The organism is Cystobacter fuscus, from assembly GCF_002305875.1.
Taxonomy (GTDB): domain Bacteria; phylum Myxococcota; class Myxococcia; order Myxococcales; family Myxococcaceae; genus Cystobacter; species Cystobacter fuscus_A.
This window is the reverse complement of the sequence record NZ_CP022098.1, coordinates 10,147,736-10,165,307: the sequence shown is the minus strand read 5'-3', so window position 1 is coordinate 10,165,307 and position 17,572 is coordinate 10,147,736. Positions and strand designations below refer to the sequence as shown.

The 17,572-nt window shown below is 68.8% G+C and carries 15 protein-coding genes; 5 read left to right on the top strand and 10 right to left on the bottom strand.

Annotated features, from left to right (window positions below):
• Positions 1 to 151: 151 nt before the first annotated feature.
• Positions 152 to 1,345 (top strand): GNAT family N-acetyltransferase, encoded by a 1,194-nt coding sequence (locus tag CYFUS_RS41100; protein WP_095990168.1) that lies wholly within the window; start codon positions 152 to 154, stop codon positions 1,343 to 1,345.
• 4 nt (positions 1,346 to 1,349) lie between these two features.
• Here the strand turns inward: CYFUS_RS41100 and CYFUS_RS41095 are convergent, their stop codons facing one another.
• The 3 genes from CYFUS_RS41095 to CYFUS_RS41085 form a co-directional block, all read right to left on the bottom strand.
• A complete protein-coding gene (locus CYFUS_RS41095; RefSeq protein ID WP_095990167.1) occupies positions 1,350 to 1,952 on the bottom strand; it encodes an RNA methyltransferase in 603 nt (200 codons plus the stop codon).
• 123 nt (positions 1,953 to 2,075) lie between these two features.
• On the bottom strand, positions 2,076 to 3,107 hold the full coding sequence (locus tag CYFUS_RS41090; RefSeq protein ID WP_095990166.1) for an aldo/keto reductase: 1,032 nt from the start codon (positions 3,105 to 3,107) through the stop codon (positions 2,076 to 2,078).
• Between the two features lie 33 nt (positions 3,108 to 3,140).
• Positions 3,141 to 4,373: an MFS transporter gene (locus tag CYFUS_RS41085; RefSeq protein WP_095990165.1), complete on the bottom strand. Its 1,233-nt coding sequence runs from the start codon at positions 4,371 to 4,373 to the stop codon at positions 3,141 to 3,143.
• Between the two features lie 74 nt (positions 4,374 to 4,447).
• On the opposite strand from CYFUS_RS41085, the gene CYFUS_RS41080 reads away from it, so the two are divergent.
• Positions 4,448 to 5,368 carry a LysR family transcriptional regulator gene (locus tag CYFUS_RS41080; protein ID WP_095990164.1) on the top strand — a complete coding sequence of 307 codons (921 nt, stop codon included), beginning with the start codon at positions 4,448 to 4,450 and terminating at the stop codon, positions 5,366 to 5,368.
• A 10-nt stretch (positions 5,369 to 5,378) separates the two neighbouring features.
• Here CYFUS_RS41080 and CYFUS_RS41075 read toward each other — a convergent pair whose 3' ends face one another.
• The 6 genes from CYFUS_RS41075 to CYFUS_RS41050 all read right to left on the bottom strand — a co-directional run bounded on the left by CYFUS_RS41075 (position 5,379) and on the right by CYFUS_RS41050 (position 10,510).
• Positions 5,379 to 5,918 carry an NUDIX domain-containing protein gene (locus CYFUS_RS41075; RefSeq protein ID WP_095992531.1) on the bottom strand — a complete coding sequence of 180 codons (540 nt, stop codon included), beginning with the start codon at positions 5,916 to 5,918 and terminating at the stop codon, positions 5,379 to 5,381.
• Between the two features lie 114 nt (positions 5,919 to 6,032).
• Complete coding sequence (locus tag CYFUS_RS41070) at positions 6,033 to 6,710, bottom strand: hypothetical protein (protein WP_095990163.1); 678 nt, start codon at positions 6,708 to 6,710, stop codon at positions 6,033 to 6,035.
• Between the two features lie 8 nt (positions 6,711 to 6,718).
• A complete protein-coding gene (locus CYFUS_RS41065; protein WP_095990162.1) occupies positions 6,719 to 7,930 on the bottom strand; it encodes an AAA family ATPase in 1,212 nt (403 codons plus the stop codon).
• A gap of 131 nt (positions 7,931 to 8,061) precedes the next feature.
• On the bottom strand, positions 8,062 to 9,663 hold the full coding sequence (locus CYFUS_RS41060; protein WP_095990161.1) for a sodium:solute symporter family transporter: 1,602 nt from the start codon (positions 9,661 to 9,663) through the stop codon (positions 8,062 to 8,064).
• Between the two features lie 18 nt (positions 9,664 to 9,681).
• Positions 9,682 to 9,960 carry a DUF485 domain-containing protein gene (locus tag CYFUS_RS41055; RefSeq protein WP_071903575.1) on the bottom strand — a complete coding sequence of 93 codons (279 nt, stop codon included), beginning with the start codon at positions 9,958 to 9,960 and terminating at the stop codon, positions 9,682 to 9,684.
• A gap of 172 nt (positions 9,961 to 10,132) precedes the next feature.
• The gene (locus CYFUS_RS41050) at positions 10,133 to 10,510 is read right to left on the bottom strand and encodes an Hpt domain-containing protein (protein ID WP_095990160.1); all 378 of its coding nucleotides are present in this window, start codon (positions 10,508 to 10,510) and stop codon (positions 10,133 to 10,135) included.
• A 117-nt stretch (positions 10,511 to 10,627) separates the two neighbouring features.
• Here CYFUS_RS41050 and CYFUS_RS53415 point away from each other — a divergent pair, with 117 nt between their 5' ends.
• The 3 genes from CYFUS_RS53415 (at position 10,628) to CYFUS_RS41035 (ending at position 14,316) form a co-directional block, all read left to right on the top strand.
• Positions 10,628 to 10,936, top strand: coding sequence for a hypothetical protein (locus CYFUS_RS53415; RefSeq protein ID WP_232537099.1), 309 nt, complete (start codon positions 10,628 to 10,630; stop codon positions 10,934 to 10,936).
• Positions 10,926 to 11,318: a DUF2750 domain-containing protein gene (locus CYFUS_RS41040; RefSeq protein WP_095990159.1), complete on the top strand. Its 393-nt coding sequence runs from the start codon at positions 10,926 to 10,928 to the stop codon at positions 11,316 to 11,318. The genes CYFUS_RS53415 and CYFUS_RS41040 overlap by 11 nt, the downstream gene beginning before the upstream one ends.
• A 148-nt stretch (positions 11,319 to 11,466) precedes the next feature.
• On the top strand, positions 11,467 to 14,316 hold the full coding sequence (locus tag CYFUS_RS41035) for a kelch repeat-containing protein (protein ID WP_232537098.1): 2,850 nt from the start codon (positions 11,467 to 11,469) through the stop codon (positions 14,314 to 14,316).
• A 71-nt stretch (positions 14,317 to 14,387) separates the two neighbouring features.
• Here the strand turns inward: CYFUS_RS41035 and CYFUS_RS41030 are convergent, their stop codons facing one another.
• On the bottom strand, positions 14,388 to 17,543 hold the full coding sequence (locus CYFUS_RS41030) for a serine/threonine-protein kinase (RefSeq protein WP_095990158.1): 3,156 nt from the start codon (positions 17,541 to 17,543) through the stop codon (positions 14,388 to 14,390).
• Between the last annotated feature and the right edge of the window lie 29 nt (positions 17,544 to 17,572).

Sequence of the window (17,572 nt, the reverse complement as noted above, 5' to 3'; positions counted from 1 at the left end):
CCGAGGGCGTCCGGTGAACGGGACGCGAGCGTCCCTCCCTTTAACCATGGGGGGGGCCTTGTCCAGCGGACAGTGTCTGCTCGTCAGGGGGACGGGCGGGAGGCGTGTGTTCTAGGCTGCACCCCCCTTCACGACCCCCAGGAGACCTTTCATGGAAGCGGCCGTAGCGGACTTCGGACCCCCGCGGGATGAGCGGGAAGTGGCCTCGGCGGAGGACATCCTTTCCCAGGCGTTCGCCATGACCCCGGACTTCACGCTCGGCTGGCTGCGCCGGATCGAGGAGGGAGGGGCCCGGCTGCGACTCCTGAGGGAAGGGGGCGCGGTGGCCGCGACGGCCGTCCTCATTCCCATGGGGCAGTGGTGGGGAGGGCGCCGGGTGTCCCTGGGCGGCGTCGCCGGCGTGGGGGTGGCGCCCGCCCGCCGGGGGCAGGGCTCGGGGGGACGCCTCATGCGCCAGGTCCTCCAGGAACTGCGCGCCGAGGGCCATGTGCTCGCGGGTCTCTATCCGTCCACCCAACCGCTCTACCGGCGCGTGGGCTTCGAGCAGGCGGGCGCGTGCTTCGAGCACCGCCTGCAACTGTCCGGAATCGATTTCCAGGAGCGGACGCTCGCGCTGCGGCCGGTGGAGGCGGACGACATGCCCGCCCTCCACGATGTCTATCTGCGTCATGCGCGCAAGCAGATGGGGTGGCTCGATCGGGGCGCGTACATCTGGAACCGCGTCCGGCAGCCCCGGGGAGAGCGCGCCTATGGCTACCTGGTGGAGGGGGCCTCCGGGGTGGAGGGCCACCTCTTCCTGTCGCGCCGCAACCTCTCGGCCTCTGGCCACAAGCAGGAGCTGAACCTCACCGACATCCTGGCGCTCACGCCCGCCGCGGGGCGCCGGTTGTTGAGCTTCCTCGGAGACCATCGCTCGCTGGCCGCCGAGGCCACCTGGCGCGGGGGGCCCGTGAGTCCGCTCCTCTTCCTGCTGCGAGAGCAGTCGTACCAGGTGAAGCTGAACGACTACTGGATGCTGCGCGTGCTGGACGTGCCCGCCGCGCTCCAGGCCCGGGGCTATCCTCCCGGGCTCTCGGGGGCGCTGCACCTGGAGGTGGTGGACGACCTCTTCCCGGAGAACCAGGGCCGCTTCGTCCTGGAGGTGGAGGAGGGGGAGGCCCAGGTGCGCCCTGGCGGGGAGGGGGACTTGAAGCTCCATGTCCGGGCGCTCGCCGCGCTCTACAGTGGCTTCCTGTCACCCGCCGCGCTCCAGCTCGCCGGAGTCCTGGAGGCCGATGACTCCACCCTGCGCACGGCCGAGGCGCTCTTCTCCGGAGCGCCTCCGGCGATGCCCGACATGTTCTAGGACGTCAGGGCACCCAGGCGCCGAGTCCCGCGGGGGCTCCGCCGCAGTGCCCTCGCAGCCGTTCGAGGGCTTCCTCGTAGGTGAGGGTTTTCGCGGCGTGCTCGATGGTGGGCGACACCCAGTCGCGCCAGGAGCGCAGGACGACGACGTAGCGTCCATCGGACTCCTGGGCCTCGGAGGCGTGCACGAGCAGCCGCTCCTCCAGGGCCTCGCGGGCCTTGGTCCATTCGCCTTCCTTGTCCAGACGCACCTCCCGGTCGCGCTCCACGGCGGTGAGCAGGGCGCGGGCCTGGGGGGACAGGCCCTCCAATGAGCGGCGGCGGCGCGAAGGCTCCATGGCCACGCGGTACACCGCGGGCCACAGTGAGGCGTCCACGAAGGCCACCTTGCCCTCGACGAGCCGCACGGAGAGCACGTCGTGCGAGGCGCGCAGGATGCGGCCCAGCCGGTACATCAATCGGCCCTTGGCGTGTGCGCGCCAGCTCCCGCTCACCGGGCCTCCGGCCACGGCCTCGACGAGCGAGGTGGTTCCCATCGCGGGAACCTCGGTGATGACCCGCCGCTGGTGGATGAGCTCCAGCGCGTCATGCTCGGTACGGACGCCCATGCTTCGACTCCTTCTTGCCCTGGTTCTCAGGGTAGACAGCCCGGCGGGGCCTGTGTAGCGCCCACGCGCGGGAAGGAGGGCTCCTGGGAGGGCTCCCTCGCCCGCCTGGAGGGTCATGGGCCGTCAGACGGGGATGGGGCTGCGCTCGGCGAACTGCCCGTTCCAGTAGGGATAGTAGGGATAGGGCGGAGTGACGGCGCTGGCGGCATCGAGCCGAGAGAGCTGCTCGGGCGTCAGGGTCCAGCCGATCGCACCGAGGTTCTGGCGCAGTTGTTCCTCGTTGCGCGCGCCGATGAGGACCGTGGACACCGTGGGACGCCGCAGCAACCAGTTCAACGCGATCTGCGGCACGCTCTTTCCCGTCTCCTTCGCGACCGCATCGAGCGCATCGACGACGCGATACAGACGCTCGTCGTCGACCGGAGGCGCGAAGCTGGCGGTGTCGTGCAGCCGGCTGCTCTCGGGCAGGGGCTGACCCCGGCGGATCTTCCCGGTGAGCCGCCCCCAGCCGAGCGGGCTCCACACCACCGCGCCAATTCCCTGGTCGATGCCGAGCGGCATCAGTTCCCATTCGTAGTCACGTCCGATCAGCGAGTAGTACGCCTGGTTGGCGACATAGCGCGAGTAGCCGCGACGATCGGCGACCGCGAGCGACTTCATGAGCTGCCATCCGGAGAAGTTCGACGCACCGAGGTAGCGCAGCTTGCCCGCGCGCACGAGGCCATCCAGGGTCGACAGCGTTTCCTCGACCGGGGTCATCGCATCGAAGGCGTGCAGTTGCAGCAGGTCGATGTAGTCGGTGCCCAGGCGCCGCAAGGCCTTGTCGACCGCGCCGATGAGATGGTGCCGGGATGAACCCACGTCATTGGGCGCCTCGCCCGCGCGCAGTGACACTTTCGTGGACAGCAGCACCCGGTCTCGCCGTCCCTTGAGCGCCGCGCCGAGGATCGACTCGGATGCACCATCGGAATAGACGTCCGCGGTGTCGAAGAGGTTCACGCCGACGTCGAGGCAGATGTCGATGAGGCGGGTGGCCTGCGCGACATCGGTGTTGCCCCACGCACTGAACAACGGGCCCTTGCCGCCGAACGTGCCGACGCCGAAACCGAGCGCGGGGACCTTCAAACCAGACGTGCCGAGAAAGCGGTACTCCATGAATGCCTCCGATGATGGGGATGTGGGAGAAGATCAGTTCGCTCGGCCCGGTGTGTTGGACAGGGGCGTGGCATGAATCGCGGCGCCGCCTTCGCGCGCATCGAGCGCATGGCTCCAGGCCGCCACCACGAGGCCCGCGAGGGGCAACAACGCGGCCGTCCAGGTCACCGCGCCGAGCCCGGGGCCGTGGTCGATCACCACGCCGCCCATCCACGCGCCGACCGCGTTGCCGAGATTGAACGCGGCGATGTTGAGGCTCGAGGCCAGGCTCTGGCCCGCGCCCTCGGCCTTCCGCAGCACGCGCATCTGCAGGGGCGCCACCGTCGCGAAGGCCGCGGCACCGAACACGCCAACGAAGGCGATCGCGGCGATCGGGACGCGCAGCGCGAACGTCATCGCGAACAGCACCCCCGCGAGCGCCGCCAGGGTACCGAACACCGCGGGCATCAGACGGTGGTCGGCCAGGCGTCCGCCGAGCAGGTTGCCGAGGATCATGCCACCGCCGAACACGAGCAGGACGGGCGACACCGCGCCTTGCGTGAATCCGGAGATCCGCGTGAGCAAGGGCTGGATATAGGTGAACACCGCGAACACGCCGGCGAAGCCGAGCACCGTCATCACGAGCCCGAGCACCACCTGCGGACGCGCGATCACACCCAGTATCTCGCGAGACGTGGGCGTGGCGTCGTCGTTGCGAGTGTGCGGCACCAGCAAGGCGATCACCCCGGTGGCGACGAGGCCGATCGCCGTGACGGCCCAGAATGTCGCGCGCCAGCCGAAGTCCAGCCCGAGCCGCGCGCCGGCGGGCACGCCCAGCAGCGTCGCGACGGTCAGCCCGGTGAACATGATCGAGATCGCCGAGGCCTTGCGTTCCGGCGCCACCATGCTGGTCGCCACGACGGAGCCCACGCCGAAGAAGGTGCCATGCGCCAGCGACGTGACGACGCGTGCGACCATCAGCAGCGTGTAGTTGGGTGCCAGCGCGCAGGCGAGGTTGCCGAGCGTGAACACCCCCATCAGCGCGACCAGCACGGCCTTGCGCGGCATGCGGCCGGTCGCGAGCGTGAGCAGCGGTGCGCCGACGAAGACCCCGAGCGCGTAGCCCGAGATCAGCAGGCCAGCGGTGGCGATGCCGACGTGCAGGTCGTCGGCGACCTGCTGGAGGAGGCCCATGATCACGAATTCCGTCGTGCCGATTCCGAAGGCGCCGACGGTGAGGGCGTAGAGCGTCAGGGGCAGGCGTGTGGGGGGTGGAGCGGGAGTCATGCGGGGAAACTAGGCAAGCGGATATTTTTCAAAAACCGCCGCTACCTGGATTCAGTTTCAATAGAATCTTGAGAATGGATCGCGTCGCCGACATCAGCCTGTTCCTGCGTGTGCTGGACCTGGGATCGATCAGCGCCGCCGCCAGGAGCCTCGACCTCTCGGTCGCGGTGGCCAGCCTGCGTTTGAAGCGCCTGGAGCGAGACCTGGGTGTGCGCCTGCTGCATCGCACGACCCGCCGCCTGCATCCCACGCCGGAAGGAGCGCTGCTCGCCGAGCAGGGGCGCCCGTTGGTCGAGGACCTCGAAGCGTTGGGAGACAGCCTGCGCCGCTCGGGTGCGGAAGTCGCGGGCACGTTGCGCGTGGCGACGTCGGCCTCGTTCGGGCGCATGCATGTCTCGCCGTTGCTGCCCGCGTTCATGGCGCGGCATCCACGGGTGCGTCTGAGCGTGCATTTGAGCGACCAGTTCGTGGACCTGGTGAGCGAGGGCTTCGACCTCGCGATTCGCATCGGCGCGCTCGGAGACTCCAACCTCGTCGCGCGCCGCATCGGGAACAACAGACGCGTGCTGTGCGCCTCACCCGCCTATCTTCGCCGTCGCGGCACTCCGCGCTCGCCCGACGATCTGGCGGCACATGATTGTCTTTTGCTGTTCGGCGCGAAGGGCCGGCAGGACACCTGGAGCCTGCTCGATGCCTCGGGTCGTGGCATTGACGTGCGCGTGCGAGGACGCCTGGAGAGCAATTTCGGCGAGCTGCTGCGTGATGCCGCCGTCGCCGGCGAGGGCATTGCCATTCATTCCATCTGGCACATCGCGGACGACCTGCGCGCGGGGCGGCTGCGGGTGGTGCTCCCGGGCTACACGCTTCCGGAGACGGGCATCCACGCGGTCATGCCGCAGCGGCGCATGGTGCCGCCGCGTGTGCGCGCCTTCGTCGATTTCCTCGCGGAACATTTCGGCGACAACCCACCGTGGGAGCGCGCCCTGGCGAAGTGAGGAAGTGTTCTCAGGGCAGGCGCTTCTTCATGCGCAGCAGGCCGTAGGCCGAGATGCTGGATGCATCCTTGATGCGGCCCTCGAGGACGAGCGCCTCGAATTCCTCGACGGTGACCCGGGTGACCAGGAGGTCGCCCTCCTCGGCGGACAGGCGCTGGGGGCCCGGAGACAGCTCCTCGGCGAGGAAGACGTGCATGCCCTGCGTCGAGTACCCGGGGGCGTTGAAGATGTGCCCGAGGTACGTCATGCGTCCGGCCACCAGCCCGGTTTCTTCCTGGAGCTCGCCCGCGGCGACGGTCTCGGGTGGCGCATCCGCCTGCTCCTCCCAGGAGCCCTGGGGGAACTCCAGGTAGCGTCCCTTCACGGGGTAGCGGTATTGCTCCACCAGGTGGAACGCGCCGTGCTGGTAGGGGATGACGAGCGCGAAGTCCGGCTTGTCGACGACACCGTAGATGCCGCTCGTGCCGTCCTGTCTGCGGATGGCGTCCTCGCGCACGGTCATCCAGCGGTTCCGGTAGACCTCTTTCGAAGAGAGCGTCTCGATGGTCATGGCCCCAGTGTGCTCCGAAAAGAGCATGGGGCAAACGGCTTCCTGTTCACCCTTTGACGAGCGGGACGCTCGCTGGCGTGGGGATGCCTCGGCGAAGCGCTGAGAGGGCGCGAGTCAGTCCTCTTCGTTGGCGGCGAGCGACTCCAGGAAAAGACGCAGGCTGTGATTGCGCGTGGCGCAGTCCTCCAGCGTGCGTCGCTTGCGGAAGTCCCGGCTCAGCTTGTCGTGGTGTTCGTAGGCCCTCATCTGGGAGAGCTGCTTGCGCTCCTTGTCCGAGTGGCGCTGGTCCAACTCCTTCCGGAGCGCCTTCTTGGGGTCGCGAGCGGTGGAGGTCTCCTTCTTCTGATAGAGCGTCAGGATCCACGCCTCGGTCTCCTCGACGGCGATGGCGTAGTGGAACTGGTCCGACTTCCGCTTGGATAGCCACTCGTCGAGTTTCGCCGCGACGCGCTTGCGCAACTCGATGGCGGAGTCCTTCGTCGAACCCGGAGGACGGGTGACATCGTAGTCGGGAAGTCCCGCCTCCGCCGTGTCGATGTGGATGACGACCAGTCGCTCCTCGTCGATGGGGCTGTTCAGGAACTCTTCCAGCAGTGAGCCGGTGGTGCACTCCTTCTTCACGAGCCCCCAGTTGCTGAATTGCTCCTCCGACATGGCGTGGAGATCCGTCTCATCGAGCGCATATTGGGGCCGCAGGAACTGGATGTCCTCGAAGTCGATACCGAGCCCCCTCAAGATATTGGAGATGACGGCGAGGTCGCCCCGGCCCTCCGCGATGATTCCGATCCGCATGGCCAGGTTCAGAACGCCTTGGGGAGCCCGCCGAGGTGTCCACGCATCCACAGCTCCGAGAGCTTGTACTTGGATTCGCCTTTGGCCTGGGGCTTGAGTTTGATGCGCTTGCCCACGGTGTGCCCCTGATCATTGCGGTGGATGACGATGAGCCGCTGATCGTCATCGTGCAGATCCAGCCCATCCAGGATGGCGGGATTGTGCGTGGTGATGAGGACCTGCTTGTCGTGCGCCTTGGCCATCGCCGCGAGGGACTTCATCAACTCGCGGCAGAGTTGCGGGTTGAGCGCGGTCTCGATGTTGTCGATGGCGAAGATGGGCGGCGTCTTGTCACTCAGGAACAGGGCCAGATAGAAGAGGATGTGGAGGATGCCCTCGTTCGCGTTCTCGGCGGAGAAGACGTTGTTGCCCTTCTTCATGAACCGGTCCCGGAAGTAGAGCCGGGAGGTGCTCCGTCCGAGCTTGTGCCCCTTGAACTTCAGTTCATCCTGGGTGTCGATGAGGAGATTGTCGAACCAGGGGATGAACTTGCTGTAGCGCACGAGTTCGCGGCGCTGTGTCTGGGTCAATTCTTCGAGGAAGACGTCGAGATTTTCGCCATTGATGCCCAGCGGGATTCTCCGGCTGGTGTTCTGGATTCCGCGAAGAGCCAATGGATTTAGATTGTAGATGCAGAAACTCTTTAATTGTTTCTGAAGGATGGGTGCGTTTGGGCGCTTGAGTCTTAGTTTTAAGAACTCTTTCAGTGCGCCTTCGGCCAATTCCTGGCTGAGGCCAAGCTTGCGAAAGCTTCGCAGAGCCTTATCCAAGTCTACCTTGTTGGATGGAAGCTCTAGAGTCATGGTGTTGCTAGATGAGTCAACTCTCCAGCCCGAATCAATGTCGCCGGCATCTGGAAATAACCGAAGCTCCAACCGTGGAACCTCTTCATCCGTGGATGACGTTTGGGCCGCAGCGGTAAGCGTGAGCGCGATGTCCCGGATGGGCTTCTTCTGTAGAAACGAACTGATGGTGATGGAGGGTTTGGCGATCCGGACACCTCTTGTATAGAGGTCCTCGATTTCAAGAGCGCCATCCGAAGCCGCGCTCGCCGTGGCGAAGGCCTCGAGGATGTTGGTCTTGCCCGCGCCGTTCTCGCCGATGAAGACGTTGATCCGCCCAAGCTCGAGCGTGTAGTCGAGGATCGACTTGAAATTCTGGATGTGGATCTTCGCGATCATGCCGGGGCTCACCTTAACCCCGGCAGTCAGATCCCCGGAAGATTACTCACCGTCGCCTCTGCTGCGGCGGTGGGAAGGGGCCCTTGGAGTCGGGCTCCCTTCTCCTCACGGGCGGGAGCGCCTTCCGTCCGTCAGTTGTGGGGCGTCGCGGGGACCACGGGCGCCGCCGGAGCCGCGGGCGCCACGGCGTCCTCCTCCTTGCCCATGTGCATGCGGTGGCGCACCTCGGCGAAGCGCCCGGCCGCCTCGGGCTCGGGCGAGAGAATCGACACGACCCAGCCCACCAGGAAGGCCAGGGGCATGGTGACCAGTCCCGGGTTCTTCAGCGGGAAGAGGGCCTCGGGCCGGCCGAGCATCTCCACCTGCACCGTGGGCGACAGGATGATGAGCACCACCGCGCTCAGGGTGCCGGTGAGCATGCTGACCACCGCGCCGCGCGTGGTGAAGCCCTTCCACGCCATGGACAACAGCAGGGCGGGGAAGTTGCCGCTCGCGGCGATGGCGAACGCCAGGCCCACCATGAAGGCCACGTTCTGCCCCTTGAAGAGCAGGCCCAGCACGATGGCGAGCAGGCCCAGCCCGAGGCTCGACAGCCGCGCCACGCGCAACTGCTCGTGCTCGGGTGACTGGCCCTTGCGCACCACGTGCGTCCACAGGTCATGCGACAGTGCCGCCGCGCCCGACAGCGTCAGCCCGGCCACCACCGCGAGGATGGTGGCGAAGGCCACCGCGGAGATGAAGCCCAGGAACGGCGTGCCGCCCACGGCCTCGGCCAGCAGCGTCGCGGCCATGTTGCCGCCCTTGTCCACCTGGGTGATGGTGCCACGGCCCACGATCACCGAGGCGCCGAAGCCGAGGATGAACGTCACCAGGTAGAAGTAGCCGATGAGCCCCGTCGCGTAGAACACCGAGCCGCGCGCCGCCTTCGCGTCGGGCACCGTGTAGAAGCGCATGAGGATGTGGGGCAGTCCCGCCGTGCCGAACATCAGGGCGAGCCCCAGGGAGATCGTCTCCAGTGGGTTGGACACGAGCTTGCCCGGCGCCAGCGTCTCCGGCCCGTACTGCTTCACCGCCTCCTGGAAGAGGAGGAGCGGGTTGTAGGAGAAGCGCGCGAGCACCATCAACGCCAGCGCGCTCGCGCCCGCGAGCAGGAGCACCGCCTTGACGATCTGCACCCACGTGGTGGCGATCATCCCGCCGAAGAGCACGTAGAGGATCATCACCCCGCCCACGATGAGCACGGCGGCCTCGTAGGACAGGCCAAACATCATCCGGATGAGGTTGCCGGCGCCCACCATCTGGGCGATGAGGTAGAAGCTCACCACGGTGAGCGTGCCCACCGCGGCCGCCAGGCGCACCGGCGTCTGCTTGAGCCGGTAGGCCACCACGTCCGCGAAGGTGTACTTGCCCAGGTTGCGCAGGGGCTCGGCGATGAGGAACGTCACCACCGGCCAGCCCACCAGCCAGCCCACCGAGTAGATGAGGCCATCGAAGCCCGAGAGGGCCACCAGCCCCGCGATGCCCAGGAAGCTCGCGGCGCTCATGAAGTCACCCGCGAGCGCGAAGCCGTTCTGCACGGCGCTCACTCCGCCACCCGCGGCGAAGAATTCCGAGGTCGTCTTGGTGCGGCGCGCCGCCCAGTAGGTGATGCCCAGCGTGAGGCTCACGAAGGCGAGGAAGAAGATGATGGCGGTGGGATTGGCCTGGCCAATCGTTGTCGTTGCCTGATTCATGGAGTTCGGAGTCCTCGGTCAGCGGCGCAGTTGGCGGATGGTCTTGTCGTAGCGGCCGTTGGCCCACCAGACGTAGGCGCCCGTGAAGGCCCACGCGGCGACGATGACGAGCGCTCCCAGGAGGATGCCCACCGACAGCCCCGGCACGAGCTGCTGGCCCATCAGCGGCTTGTTGTAGGCCACCAGCAGGATGAAGCCGAAGTAGGAGACGAGCGTGGCCGTGGTGAGGACGGCGGCCACGCGCCAGCGCGCCGCGGCCAGGACCTCGAGTTCTCGCGATTGGGGGGTTTGCTGCATGCTTGCGGCGTTCTCCTGCTGGGGTGGAACGCCAGTAGAGCACGTTGGCGCTGGACCGTGCCCACATGGACCCACGACGCCGTGTGTCGAAGTGGCCGTGGACGACCCCCGCGGTCGACGTCCGCGTTGAAATATTCGACGCGGACCGCCGGCTCGGCGGAGGCGGGCGCGCTCAGTCGCGCAGCTTCAGCTCGGCCATGAGGAGGGGCCGGGCCTCGGCGTAGGCCTGCTCCACCTGGGTGAGCAGCCCCTCCGCCCCCTCCAGGCTGGAGCCTCGCGCGAGGTTCTCCAGCGCCTTGCAATGCTGGCGCACCCGCATCATGCCGAACATCCCGCTGGCCGTGGCCAGGCCGTGGGCCTCGTTCGCGAGCAGTCCGGCATTGCCCGCCGCCAGCAGCTCGCGCAGCCGCGAGAGCCTCGCGGGGGTACGGGCGAGGTAGCCCTGGGCCATCTCCGCCACCAGGTTGGGGGCGTCCTCGTCCTGCAGCACACTCAATTTCTCCAGTTGCCGCACATCCAGCGAGAGGGCCTGCTGCTCCATGGCGGCCATTGTGCCCCAGCCTTCCGGGAGGCCCAACTTCCGTATTTTCCAACTTGGAACGGGAGGGGGGCCTTCGCCTCACCAGCCCCACCGCGATAGAACGGGGATGGCTTTCCTGTGCCTCCCATGCGCGTCATCGTCCTTGGTGGTGGAGTCTCCGGGCTGTCCCGTGGTGTCCGGCTGCTGGAAGCCGGGGACCTGGTGGACCCCTGGGCGCGTGAGCTTTCGCCCAACACCCCGTTGCCGAGCGAGCTGGCCAGGCAGCCGGGAACGGGCGTGCGCTGCATCCCCGGGCTCGAGCCGCGCGAGCAGGAGTGCATCCTCGGAGCAATGGCCGAGGAGGGCGTCTCGCTCTTGGAGCGGGCCCGACAGGAGGCGGCGCATGTCGGACCCATCGCAAATCCTTCGATCACGGGGAGTTCGGATGGAACGTGAGCAGAATCAGGAACGAATCGAAGCCGTGCTGCGGTTGCCCGCCGCACGGCGCTACGCGTACTTCCTTCAGCGCGTGACGGAGTCGGGAGAGGTGTGGGGCCTGGATGGTGAGGGATGGGCACTCGCGCTCGACGATGCCGGACGGGACGTGCTGCCCCTCTGGCCGGCACCCGAGTTCGCCGAGCTGTGTGCCACGCGGTTGTGGTCCGGCTTCAAGCCGCGCGCCATCCCGTTGCAGGAGCTGCTCGAGAGCGTGCTGCCCCAACTGGAGCAGGAGGGGATGCCGGTGGGCATCTTCTTCACCCCGCAGGGGCAGGGCCATCCGGCCTCGGCGCGGGAGCTGATCGACGCCCTGCGCTCGGCCCGGGGCCCCGTGGCCTGACGGGTTGGGGGGGCTGCTCGCGGGTTTTCCGCGCGTTGAATGAATAATCGCGTGCCCTCTCCGTCGGGGCACAGCGGTCGTGACGAGCGCGATGGCCGCCAGGCGGCGTGTGGCCTCGTGCGCGATGCTTCGAGACGGAGTTCTATCAATGCAATCCGAGCTTCACCTGGAGAGGTGTCGCGGCATCCCGCTGCGCGCGTGGATGGTCGCGTGCGTGCTGGTGCTCGCGGCCTGTGGTGGCGAGTCGCTGTCGGAACTGGACGGCGAGCCGCCGGTGTCCGGGCCGGGCGCGGTCTCCCCGCGAGCGAGCACCCGGCCCCAGGGACTGGTCAGCGGCGACAAGGTGCTCATCCTGCGCGACACGGTGGAGATCCTCCGGGCGGGCGACAGCGTCGAGGAGCGGAAGGCCCGGGCGCTGGGCTATCAGGTGGAGGTCGTCGACGGTGCGCGCTGGAAGACCCTGGGCTCCGCGGACTTCGCCTCCTACCGCGCCCTCATCCTGGGAGACCCTTCCTGCAAGACGGACGTGGGCCGCATGGCGGCCGCCGAGAGCACCAAGCACCTCTGGGGCCCGGTGGTCGACGGCAACGTCATCGTCGTGGGCACGGATCCCGTCTACCACGGCAAGGCGGACGATCAGGTCACCCTCAACGCCGTGAAGTTCGCCGCCGCCCAGCCGGGCAAGACGGGCATGTACATCAGCCTGAGCTGCTACTACCACGTGGAGCCGCCCAAGACGCCGGACCCGCTGCCCATCGTCCCCGTCCCGGTCCCGGTGCTCGATCCCTTCGGCTCGTTCGTGGTGACGGGCGTGGGTTGCTACAACGACGCGCACATCGTCGCCTCGCACGAGGCCCTCAATGGTTTGACGGACAGCGTGCTGTCCAACTGGGGCTGCTCGGTGCACGAGGCGTTCGTCTCCTACCCGGAGGCGAACTTCACCCCGCTCGTCATCGCGCGGGATGACGCCTCCCGGGCGCGCTGGCCGGGCTCCCGGGACTTCGCGGATGGCTCGCACGGCGTGCCGTACGTGCTGGTGCGCGGAGCGGCGCCGGTGCGCTGCGGGGACGGGGTGGTGCAGTACCCCGAGCAGTGCGACACGGGCGCGCAGAATGGTGTGCCGGGCACGCCGTGCTCGTCGGTGTGCCGCACGCACTGGTGTGGCGATGGCGTGGTGGATCCGGGCGAGCAGTGTGACACGGGGGCCGCCAACGGCTCGGGCACCTGTAGCGCCTCGTGCCGTACCGTCGTCCCCGCCAACCGTCCTCCGGTGGCGCAGTGCAGGGACCTGACGCTGGCGGTGGGTCCCACCTGCGGCGCGAGCGGCTCGGTGGATGCGGGCTCGTATGACCCGGATGGCAACCTGAAGGAGTGCACGCAGAGCCTCGTCAGCTTCGGTCCGGGCACCACGCACGTGACGCTCACCTGCACGGACACCGCGGGCCTGAGCTCGAACTGCACGGCCACGGTCTCCGCCGTGGACACCACTCCGCCGACCATGGAGTGCCCCGAGGACTTCACGGCCGAGTGCTACAGCGGAGGCCTCTTCGGGGTGTATCCGCCCCAGTCCACCCAGGACAACTGCGGCATCGCCGATGTCCTCGGACCGTCCAACAACTTCTATCCGCTGGGCACCACCCGGCGGACGTACACCGCGCGGGATCCCTCCCGCAACGAGTTCTCCTGCTCGTACACCGCGACGGTGGTCGATACCCGGCGCCCGATGCTCAGCCTCTTCGGCTCCACCTCCGTCACCTTGCCGTGTGGCGAGAACTTCGTGGAGCAGGGCTACATGGCCTACGACGAGTGCTCGGGTGGGCGGCAGGTGACGCGCTCGGGAACGGTCAACACCCGGGTGCCGGGCACCTACCCCCTCACGTACACGGCGACGGACTCGGTGGGCCTCACCAGCACGGTGATGCGGACCATCACGGTGGTGCCGAGCCCCGCGTGCGAGGAGGTCCCCCAGGGCGGGTGGATTCCCACGGGCAGCATGGCGCTGCCTCGCCTGTCCCACTCCGCGACCCTGCTGGAGGATGGCCGGGTGCTGGCGGCCGGTGGCTTCAACTCCACCGCCGAGCTGTATGACCCGTACACCAAGACATGGTCCCCCACGGGGAGCACCCAGAGCGCTCACCGTGGCCACACCGCCACCCGGCTGCGCGATGGCCGCGTGCTCATGGCGGGGGGCACCGGCTCCACCAGCAAGCCCTCCGCCGAACTCTACGTGCCCGCGTCGGGCAGGTGGCTGGCCACTGGCGCGCTCACCGAGCGGCGCTTCTACCATGCCGCCGTGTTGCTCAATGATGGCCGGGTGCTCGTGGCCGGTGGCTTCGGCTCGGAGTCACGCGGTCCCGCGCTGAGCTCGGCGGAGCTGTATGACCCGGCCACCGGCGTGTGGTCCGCCACGGGCAGCCTCGCCCAGGCGCGTGGCTTCCACACCATGACCCTGCTGCCCGATGGCAAGGTGCTGGTGACGGGAGGCAGCGAGCAGCCGGATGACAACGTGGAGGACGACGCGCTGCTCTCCAGCGCCGAGCTCTATGATCCGGCAACGGGCACGTGGACGAGCGCGGGCAGTCTGAGCACGGGCCGAGCCTGGCACTCGGCCACCCTGCTGCCCAATGGCAGGGTGCTGGTGGTGGGTGGGGCGGGCATCGACATCGCCCTGAGCGCTTCGGCGGAGCTGTATGACCCGGCCACGCGCGCGTGGTTGCCCACCGGCGGCATGAAGTCGCCGCGCCGCTGGCACACGGCCACGCTGCTCGACAATGGCGAGGTGCTGGTGGCCGGCGGCTACCACCAGTTCCTGGGCATCCAGTACGCCTCCGAGCGCTACAACCCGGCGACGGGCACGTGGTCGGTGACGTCCAGGATGAACGTGGATCGCTACCGGCACACGGCCACGCTGCTGCGCGACGGCACGGTGCTCGCGGTGGGCGGAGCCAGCAACCACGACCAGGCCTCGGCCGAGTACTACGATCCGCGCGGGCTGTAGTCGCGAGGAGCCCGGGAGGGCGGTGGGTCGCCGTCCTCCCGAGGTGTTTCAAGGGGCTTCTTCAAGGGGCTTCAGTGAGGGCCGGGCTGGGCGAGCGAGCCAGAGGGGGGGGACTCCCGGGGGGCGTGCCGCCGCAGCAGTTTGTCCAGCCGGGCCAGCTCGTTCGCGTGGCGGATGGGTGAGCGGGAGTAGGTGGCATGGGCGGCCATGGCGAGCTTCCAGGCGCGCTCCGGCTGCTGCCGGGTGTCCCAGAGCGAGCGCGCGAGGGCGGCCTGCACGGCGGCGGTGTACGCCGGGCGCATGGGATGGGACTCGATGATGTTCAGCACGCGCTCGAGCAGCGGAAGGGCCTCGGCGGCCCTGCCCAGTTGCTGCAGGGCCTCGCCCTTGCCCGCCAGCGGCAGCACGCCCGAGGGCGAGTCCGCGCTCAACGTCTTCTCGAAGAAGGCCTGCTCCTTGTCGTAGAGCGCCAGTGCGCGCTCGGGCTCTCCCAGCTCCAGGTAGCTGCTGGCGATGGCCACGCGCATGAGTGCCGTGTTGATGTGCTCGGGGCCCAGGTCGCGCTCGCGCAGCTCCAGTGCCTGCTGCCGCAGGTGGAGCGCCTGCTCGTGCTGGCCGCGCGCGTCGTTCAGGTCCGCGAGTCCGGCGAGCGCCTGGGTATGCACCTGGGCGTACTGGCGCGGGTCCTTCTTCGTGAGCTCCAGCACCTGCTGGTAGGTGCGCTGGGCCGGCGCGAGCTGTCCGAGCTCCGTCCGGGCATCCGCTTCCTTCACCAGGGCCTGCAGCAGCTCCAGGCTCTCGGCGCCCGTGAGCTCGCGGAACAGGTGCGCCGCCTCCTCGTAGTGCCCGAGCGCCTCGGTGTCATGGCCCTCGGCGGCCTCGAGGTCTCCGTAGGCGATGTGGAACTGGGCCCACTCCTCCGAGCGCGCGCCATAGGCCTGCTGGCCGATGACCCGCACCCTGTCGAGCAGCCGGCGCGCGTCGGCGAAGCGCCCCTGGAAGGCGTAGAAGTTGGACAGGTTGGACAGGGGTTGGCTGAGGAAGGGGTGCAGGGGGCCGAGGTTCGTCTCGCCCAGGTGCACGAGCATCTCGAAGGCCCGCTGGGTCTCGTCGATGCGGTCCAGGTTGCCCAGCGCGGCCACCGAGTTGGTGGCGTAGCGCAGCGTCATGGCGTTGGCCGCGCCCAGGTTGTGCTCGGCCAGCGCGAAGGCCTTGTCGAAGGCCTCGTAGGCCTCGGCGAAGTTGCCCTGCTGGTAGAGCGCCAGTCCCCGGTTGTTGTGGAAGATGGCGCGCAGCTCGCCATTCTCTCCCAGCCGATCGAGCGCCGCCTGGGCGAACTGCTCCCAGTGCCGCGCCTCCTCGGGGGGACCGTGCGCGCTGTGGTAGCCCATCAGCCGCACGCAGGCGGCCGCCGCGATCCGATCATTGCGCGAGGCGTGCGCGAGCCACAGCGCGCGTTGGAGCAGCGCGGGCACGCCCTGGTTCTCCCCGGCGATGAGCTGCGTCCAGGCCTGCATGAAGAGGGCCTCGGCGTACAGGGGAGGGTAGTGCAAGCCCGCCGCCTTCTCGGCCACGTTCTTGGCCAGCAGTTGGGCGTTCTTGAACCTGCCCGCCTCGGTGAGCGCCTTGACGCGGGCGAGCTGGGCGCGCGCGGTGTCCACGGACTGGCGCGTGGCTTGATCCTCCGGAGGCGTCACCTCGGCCATGAGCGCCTCCACGTCCGCGCACCCCTCGAGCCCGCGCAGCGCGCTGGTGGCGGAGATGGCCTTCTCCACCACCGTGGCGTCGGCTTCGGTGAAGACCTCGGTGAGCGCGGCCACGTCCTGCAGCCGGTTGTCCAGGCAGGCCATGCGCAGCGACAGGACGGCCTCGGACTGCTCGCCTCGCAGGCGCGTGGCCTCGCACGTGCCCTGGTGCATGTTCCGCCACGCGGTGGTGTACAGGTCGAGCGCGTCGTGCACCCGCTGCCACGTGTCGTGGGCGTAGGAGCGCTGGGTGGCGAGGAACGCCTTCTCGATGGCCTTCTGCCGGGGCACATCCCAGACGCCGCGCAGGCGCTCCGCGGCGCCGGTGCACAGGCTCGCCTGGCGCTGGTGCCAGGAGAACCAGGCGAGCGTCCCCGAGCCCACGACGAGCAGCAGCAGGGCGGCGGCGGACAGCCGGCGGCGGCGCACCTGGGCGGGATCCCGCTCCAGCAGGGCCAGCAGCGCATCCAGCGACGGGTAGCGCGCCGCGGGCTCGGTGTTCAGGGCACGCAACAGGGCCCGCGTCACCCACGGGGGTACGTCCGAGTAGGCGGGGGGCGTGCGGATGCGCCCGTCCAGCACGTTCTGGCGGCGCTCGCCCGTGGTGGTTCCCTCGAAGGGACGCTCCCCGTACAGCGCTTCCCACAGCGACACGGCGAAGGAGAACTGATCGCTGCGCGCGTCCGCCGCGGCGCCGCGGAACTGCTCGGGGGCCATGTACGCCGGCGTCCCGAGCACCGCGCCTCGCTGCGTCAGCTCCAGCTCCAGCATGCTGTGCGCCTTGACCGGGCCGGTGTCCCGCGCGCCCGTGGAGGGCTCGGGCTCGGAGGGCTCGTCCGGGGGCGCGTTGTGCGTGCGTGCCAGCCCGAAGTCCGTCACCCGCACGCGGCCGTCCTTGCCCACCAGGACGTTGGTGGGCTTGAAGTCGCGGTGGACGAGCCCCGCGGCGTGCGCGGCGGCCAGGCCCCGGCCCGCGGACAGGAAGGCGGCGAGGATCTCCCTCCACCCGCGCTTCTGCTGCCGCTGCCACTGCAGCAGCGTCTGCCCCTCCACCAGCTCCATGGCCATGAAGACCTGGAGGCCGTGCTGGTGCACGTCGTAGACGGCCACCACGTTGGGGTGGGAGAGCCGGGCCATCGCCTGCGCCTCGCGCAGCAGCCGGGCCCGCCCCGAGGTCATCTCGGTATCCCCGTCCACGTCCCCGGGAGGCAGCAGCTTGAGTGCCACCTTGCGGTCCAGCACCGAGTCATAGGCGGCATACACCATCCCCATGCCCCCCTGGCCCAGGGGCTCGAGCACCACGTAGCGATCCAGGGCCGTGCCCCGGCCCAGCGTGGCCGGAGCGGCGGCCTCGGGGGCTTGGGCCTGGGGTGGGGGCGCCTCCTCCGTGCCGAGCGCCTGCGTGCGGTGGTTCTCGGTCCTCACCGTGCGGCGATCGTCGGTCCTCACCGTGCGGCGCTCGTTGTCATCCATGGGCTGCATGCGCCTTTCTTCCCCGTCCCATGTTACGT

What these genes read in the sequence shown, in the direction of transcription:
- CYFUS_RS41100 (WP_095990168.1), top strand. Translation starts at nt 152, where the DNA reads ATGGAAGCGGCCGTAGCGGACTTCGGACCCCCGCGGGATGAGCGGGAA.
- CYFUS_RS41095 (WP_095990167.1), bottom strand. Translation starts at nt 1,952, where the DNA reads ATGGGCGTCCGTACCGAGCATGACGCGCTGGAGCTCATCCACCAGCGG.
- CYFUS_RS41090 (WP_095990166.1), bottom strand. Translation starts at nt 3,107, where the DNA reads ATGGAGTACCGCTTTCTCGGCACGTCTGGTTTGAAGGTCCCCGCGCTC.
- CYFUS_RS41085 (WP_095990165.1), bottom strand. Translation starts at nt 4,373, where the DNA reads ATGACTCCCGCTCCACCCCCCACACGCCTGCCCCTGACGCTCTACGCC.
- CYFUS_RS41080 (WP_095990164.1), top strand. Translation starts at nt 4,448, where the DNA reads ATGGATCGCGTCGCCGACATCAGCCTGTTCCTGCGTGTGCTGGACCTG.
- CYFUS_RS41075 (WP_095992531.1), bottom strand. Translation starts at nt 5,918, where the DNA reads ATGACCATCGAGACGCTCTCTTCGAAAGAGGTCTACCGGAACCGCTGG.
- CYFUS_RS41070 (WP_095990163.1), bottom strand. Translation starts at nt 6,710, where the DNA reads ATGCGGATCGGAATCATCGCGGAGGGCCGGGGCGACCTCGCCGTCATC.
- CYFUS_RS41065 (WP_095990162.1), bottom strand. Translation starts at nt 7,930, where the DNA reads ATGATCGCGAAGATCCACATCCAGAATTTCAAGTCGATCCTCGACTAC.
- CYFUS_RS41060 (WP_095990161.1), bottom strand. Translation starts at nt 9,663, where the DNA reads ATGAATCAGGCAACGACAACGATTGGCCAGGCCAATCCCACCGCCATC.
- CYFUS_RS41055 (WP_071903575.1), bottom strand. Translation starts at nt 9,960, where the DNA reads ATGCAGCAAACCCCCCAATCGCGAGAACTCGAGGTCCTGGCCGCGGCG.
- CYFUS_RS41050 (WP_095990160.1), bottom strand. Translation starts at nt 10,510, where the DNA reads ATGGCCGCCATGGAGCAGCAGGCCCTCTCGCTGGATGTGCGGCAACTG.
- CYFUS_RS53415 (WP_232537099.1), top strand. Translation starts at nt 10,628, where the DNA reads ATGCGCGTCATCGTCCTTGGTGGTGGAGTCTCCGGGCTGTCCCGTGGT.
- CYFUS_RS41040 (WP_095990159.1), top strand. Translation starts at nt 10,926, where the DNA reads ATGGAACGTGAGCAGAATCAGGAACGAATCGAAGCCGTGCTGCGGTTG.
- CYFUS_RS41035 (WP_232537098.1), top strand. Translation starts at nt 11,467, where the DNA reads ATGCAATCCGAGCTTCACCTGGAGAGGTGTCGCGGCATCCCGCTGCGC.
- CYFUS_RS41030 (WP_095990158.1), bottom strand. Translation starts at nt 17,543, where the DNA reads ATGCAGCCCATGGATGACAACGAGCGCCGCACGGTGAGGACCGACGAT.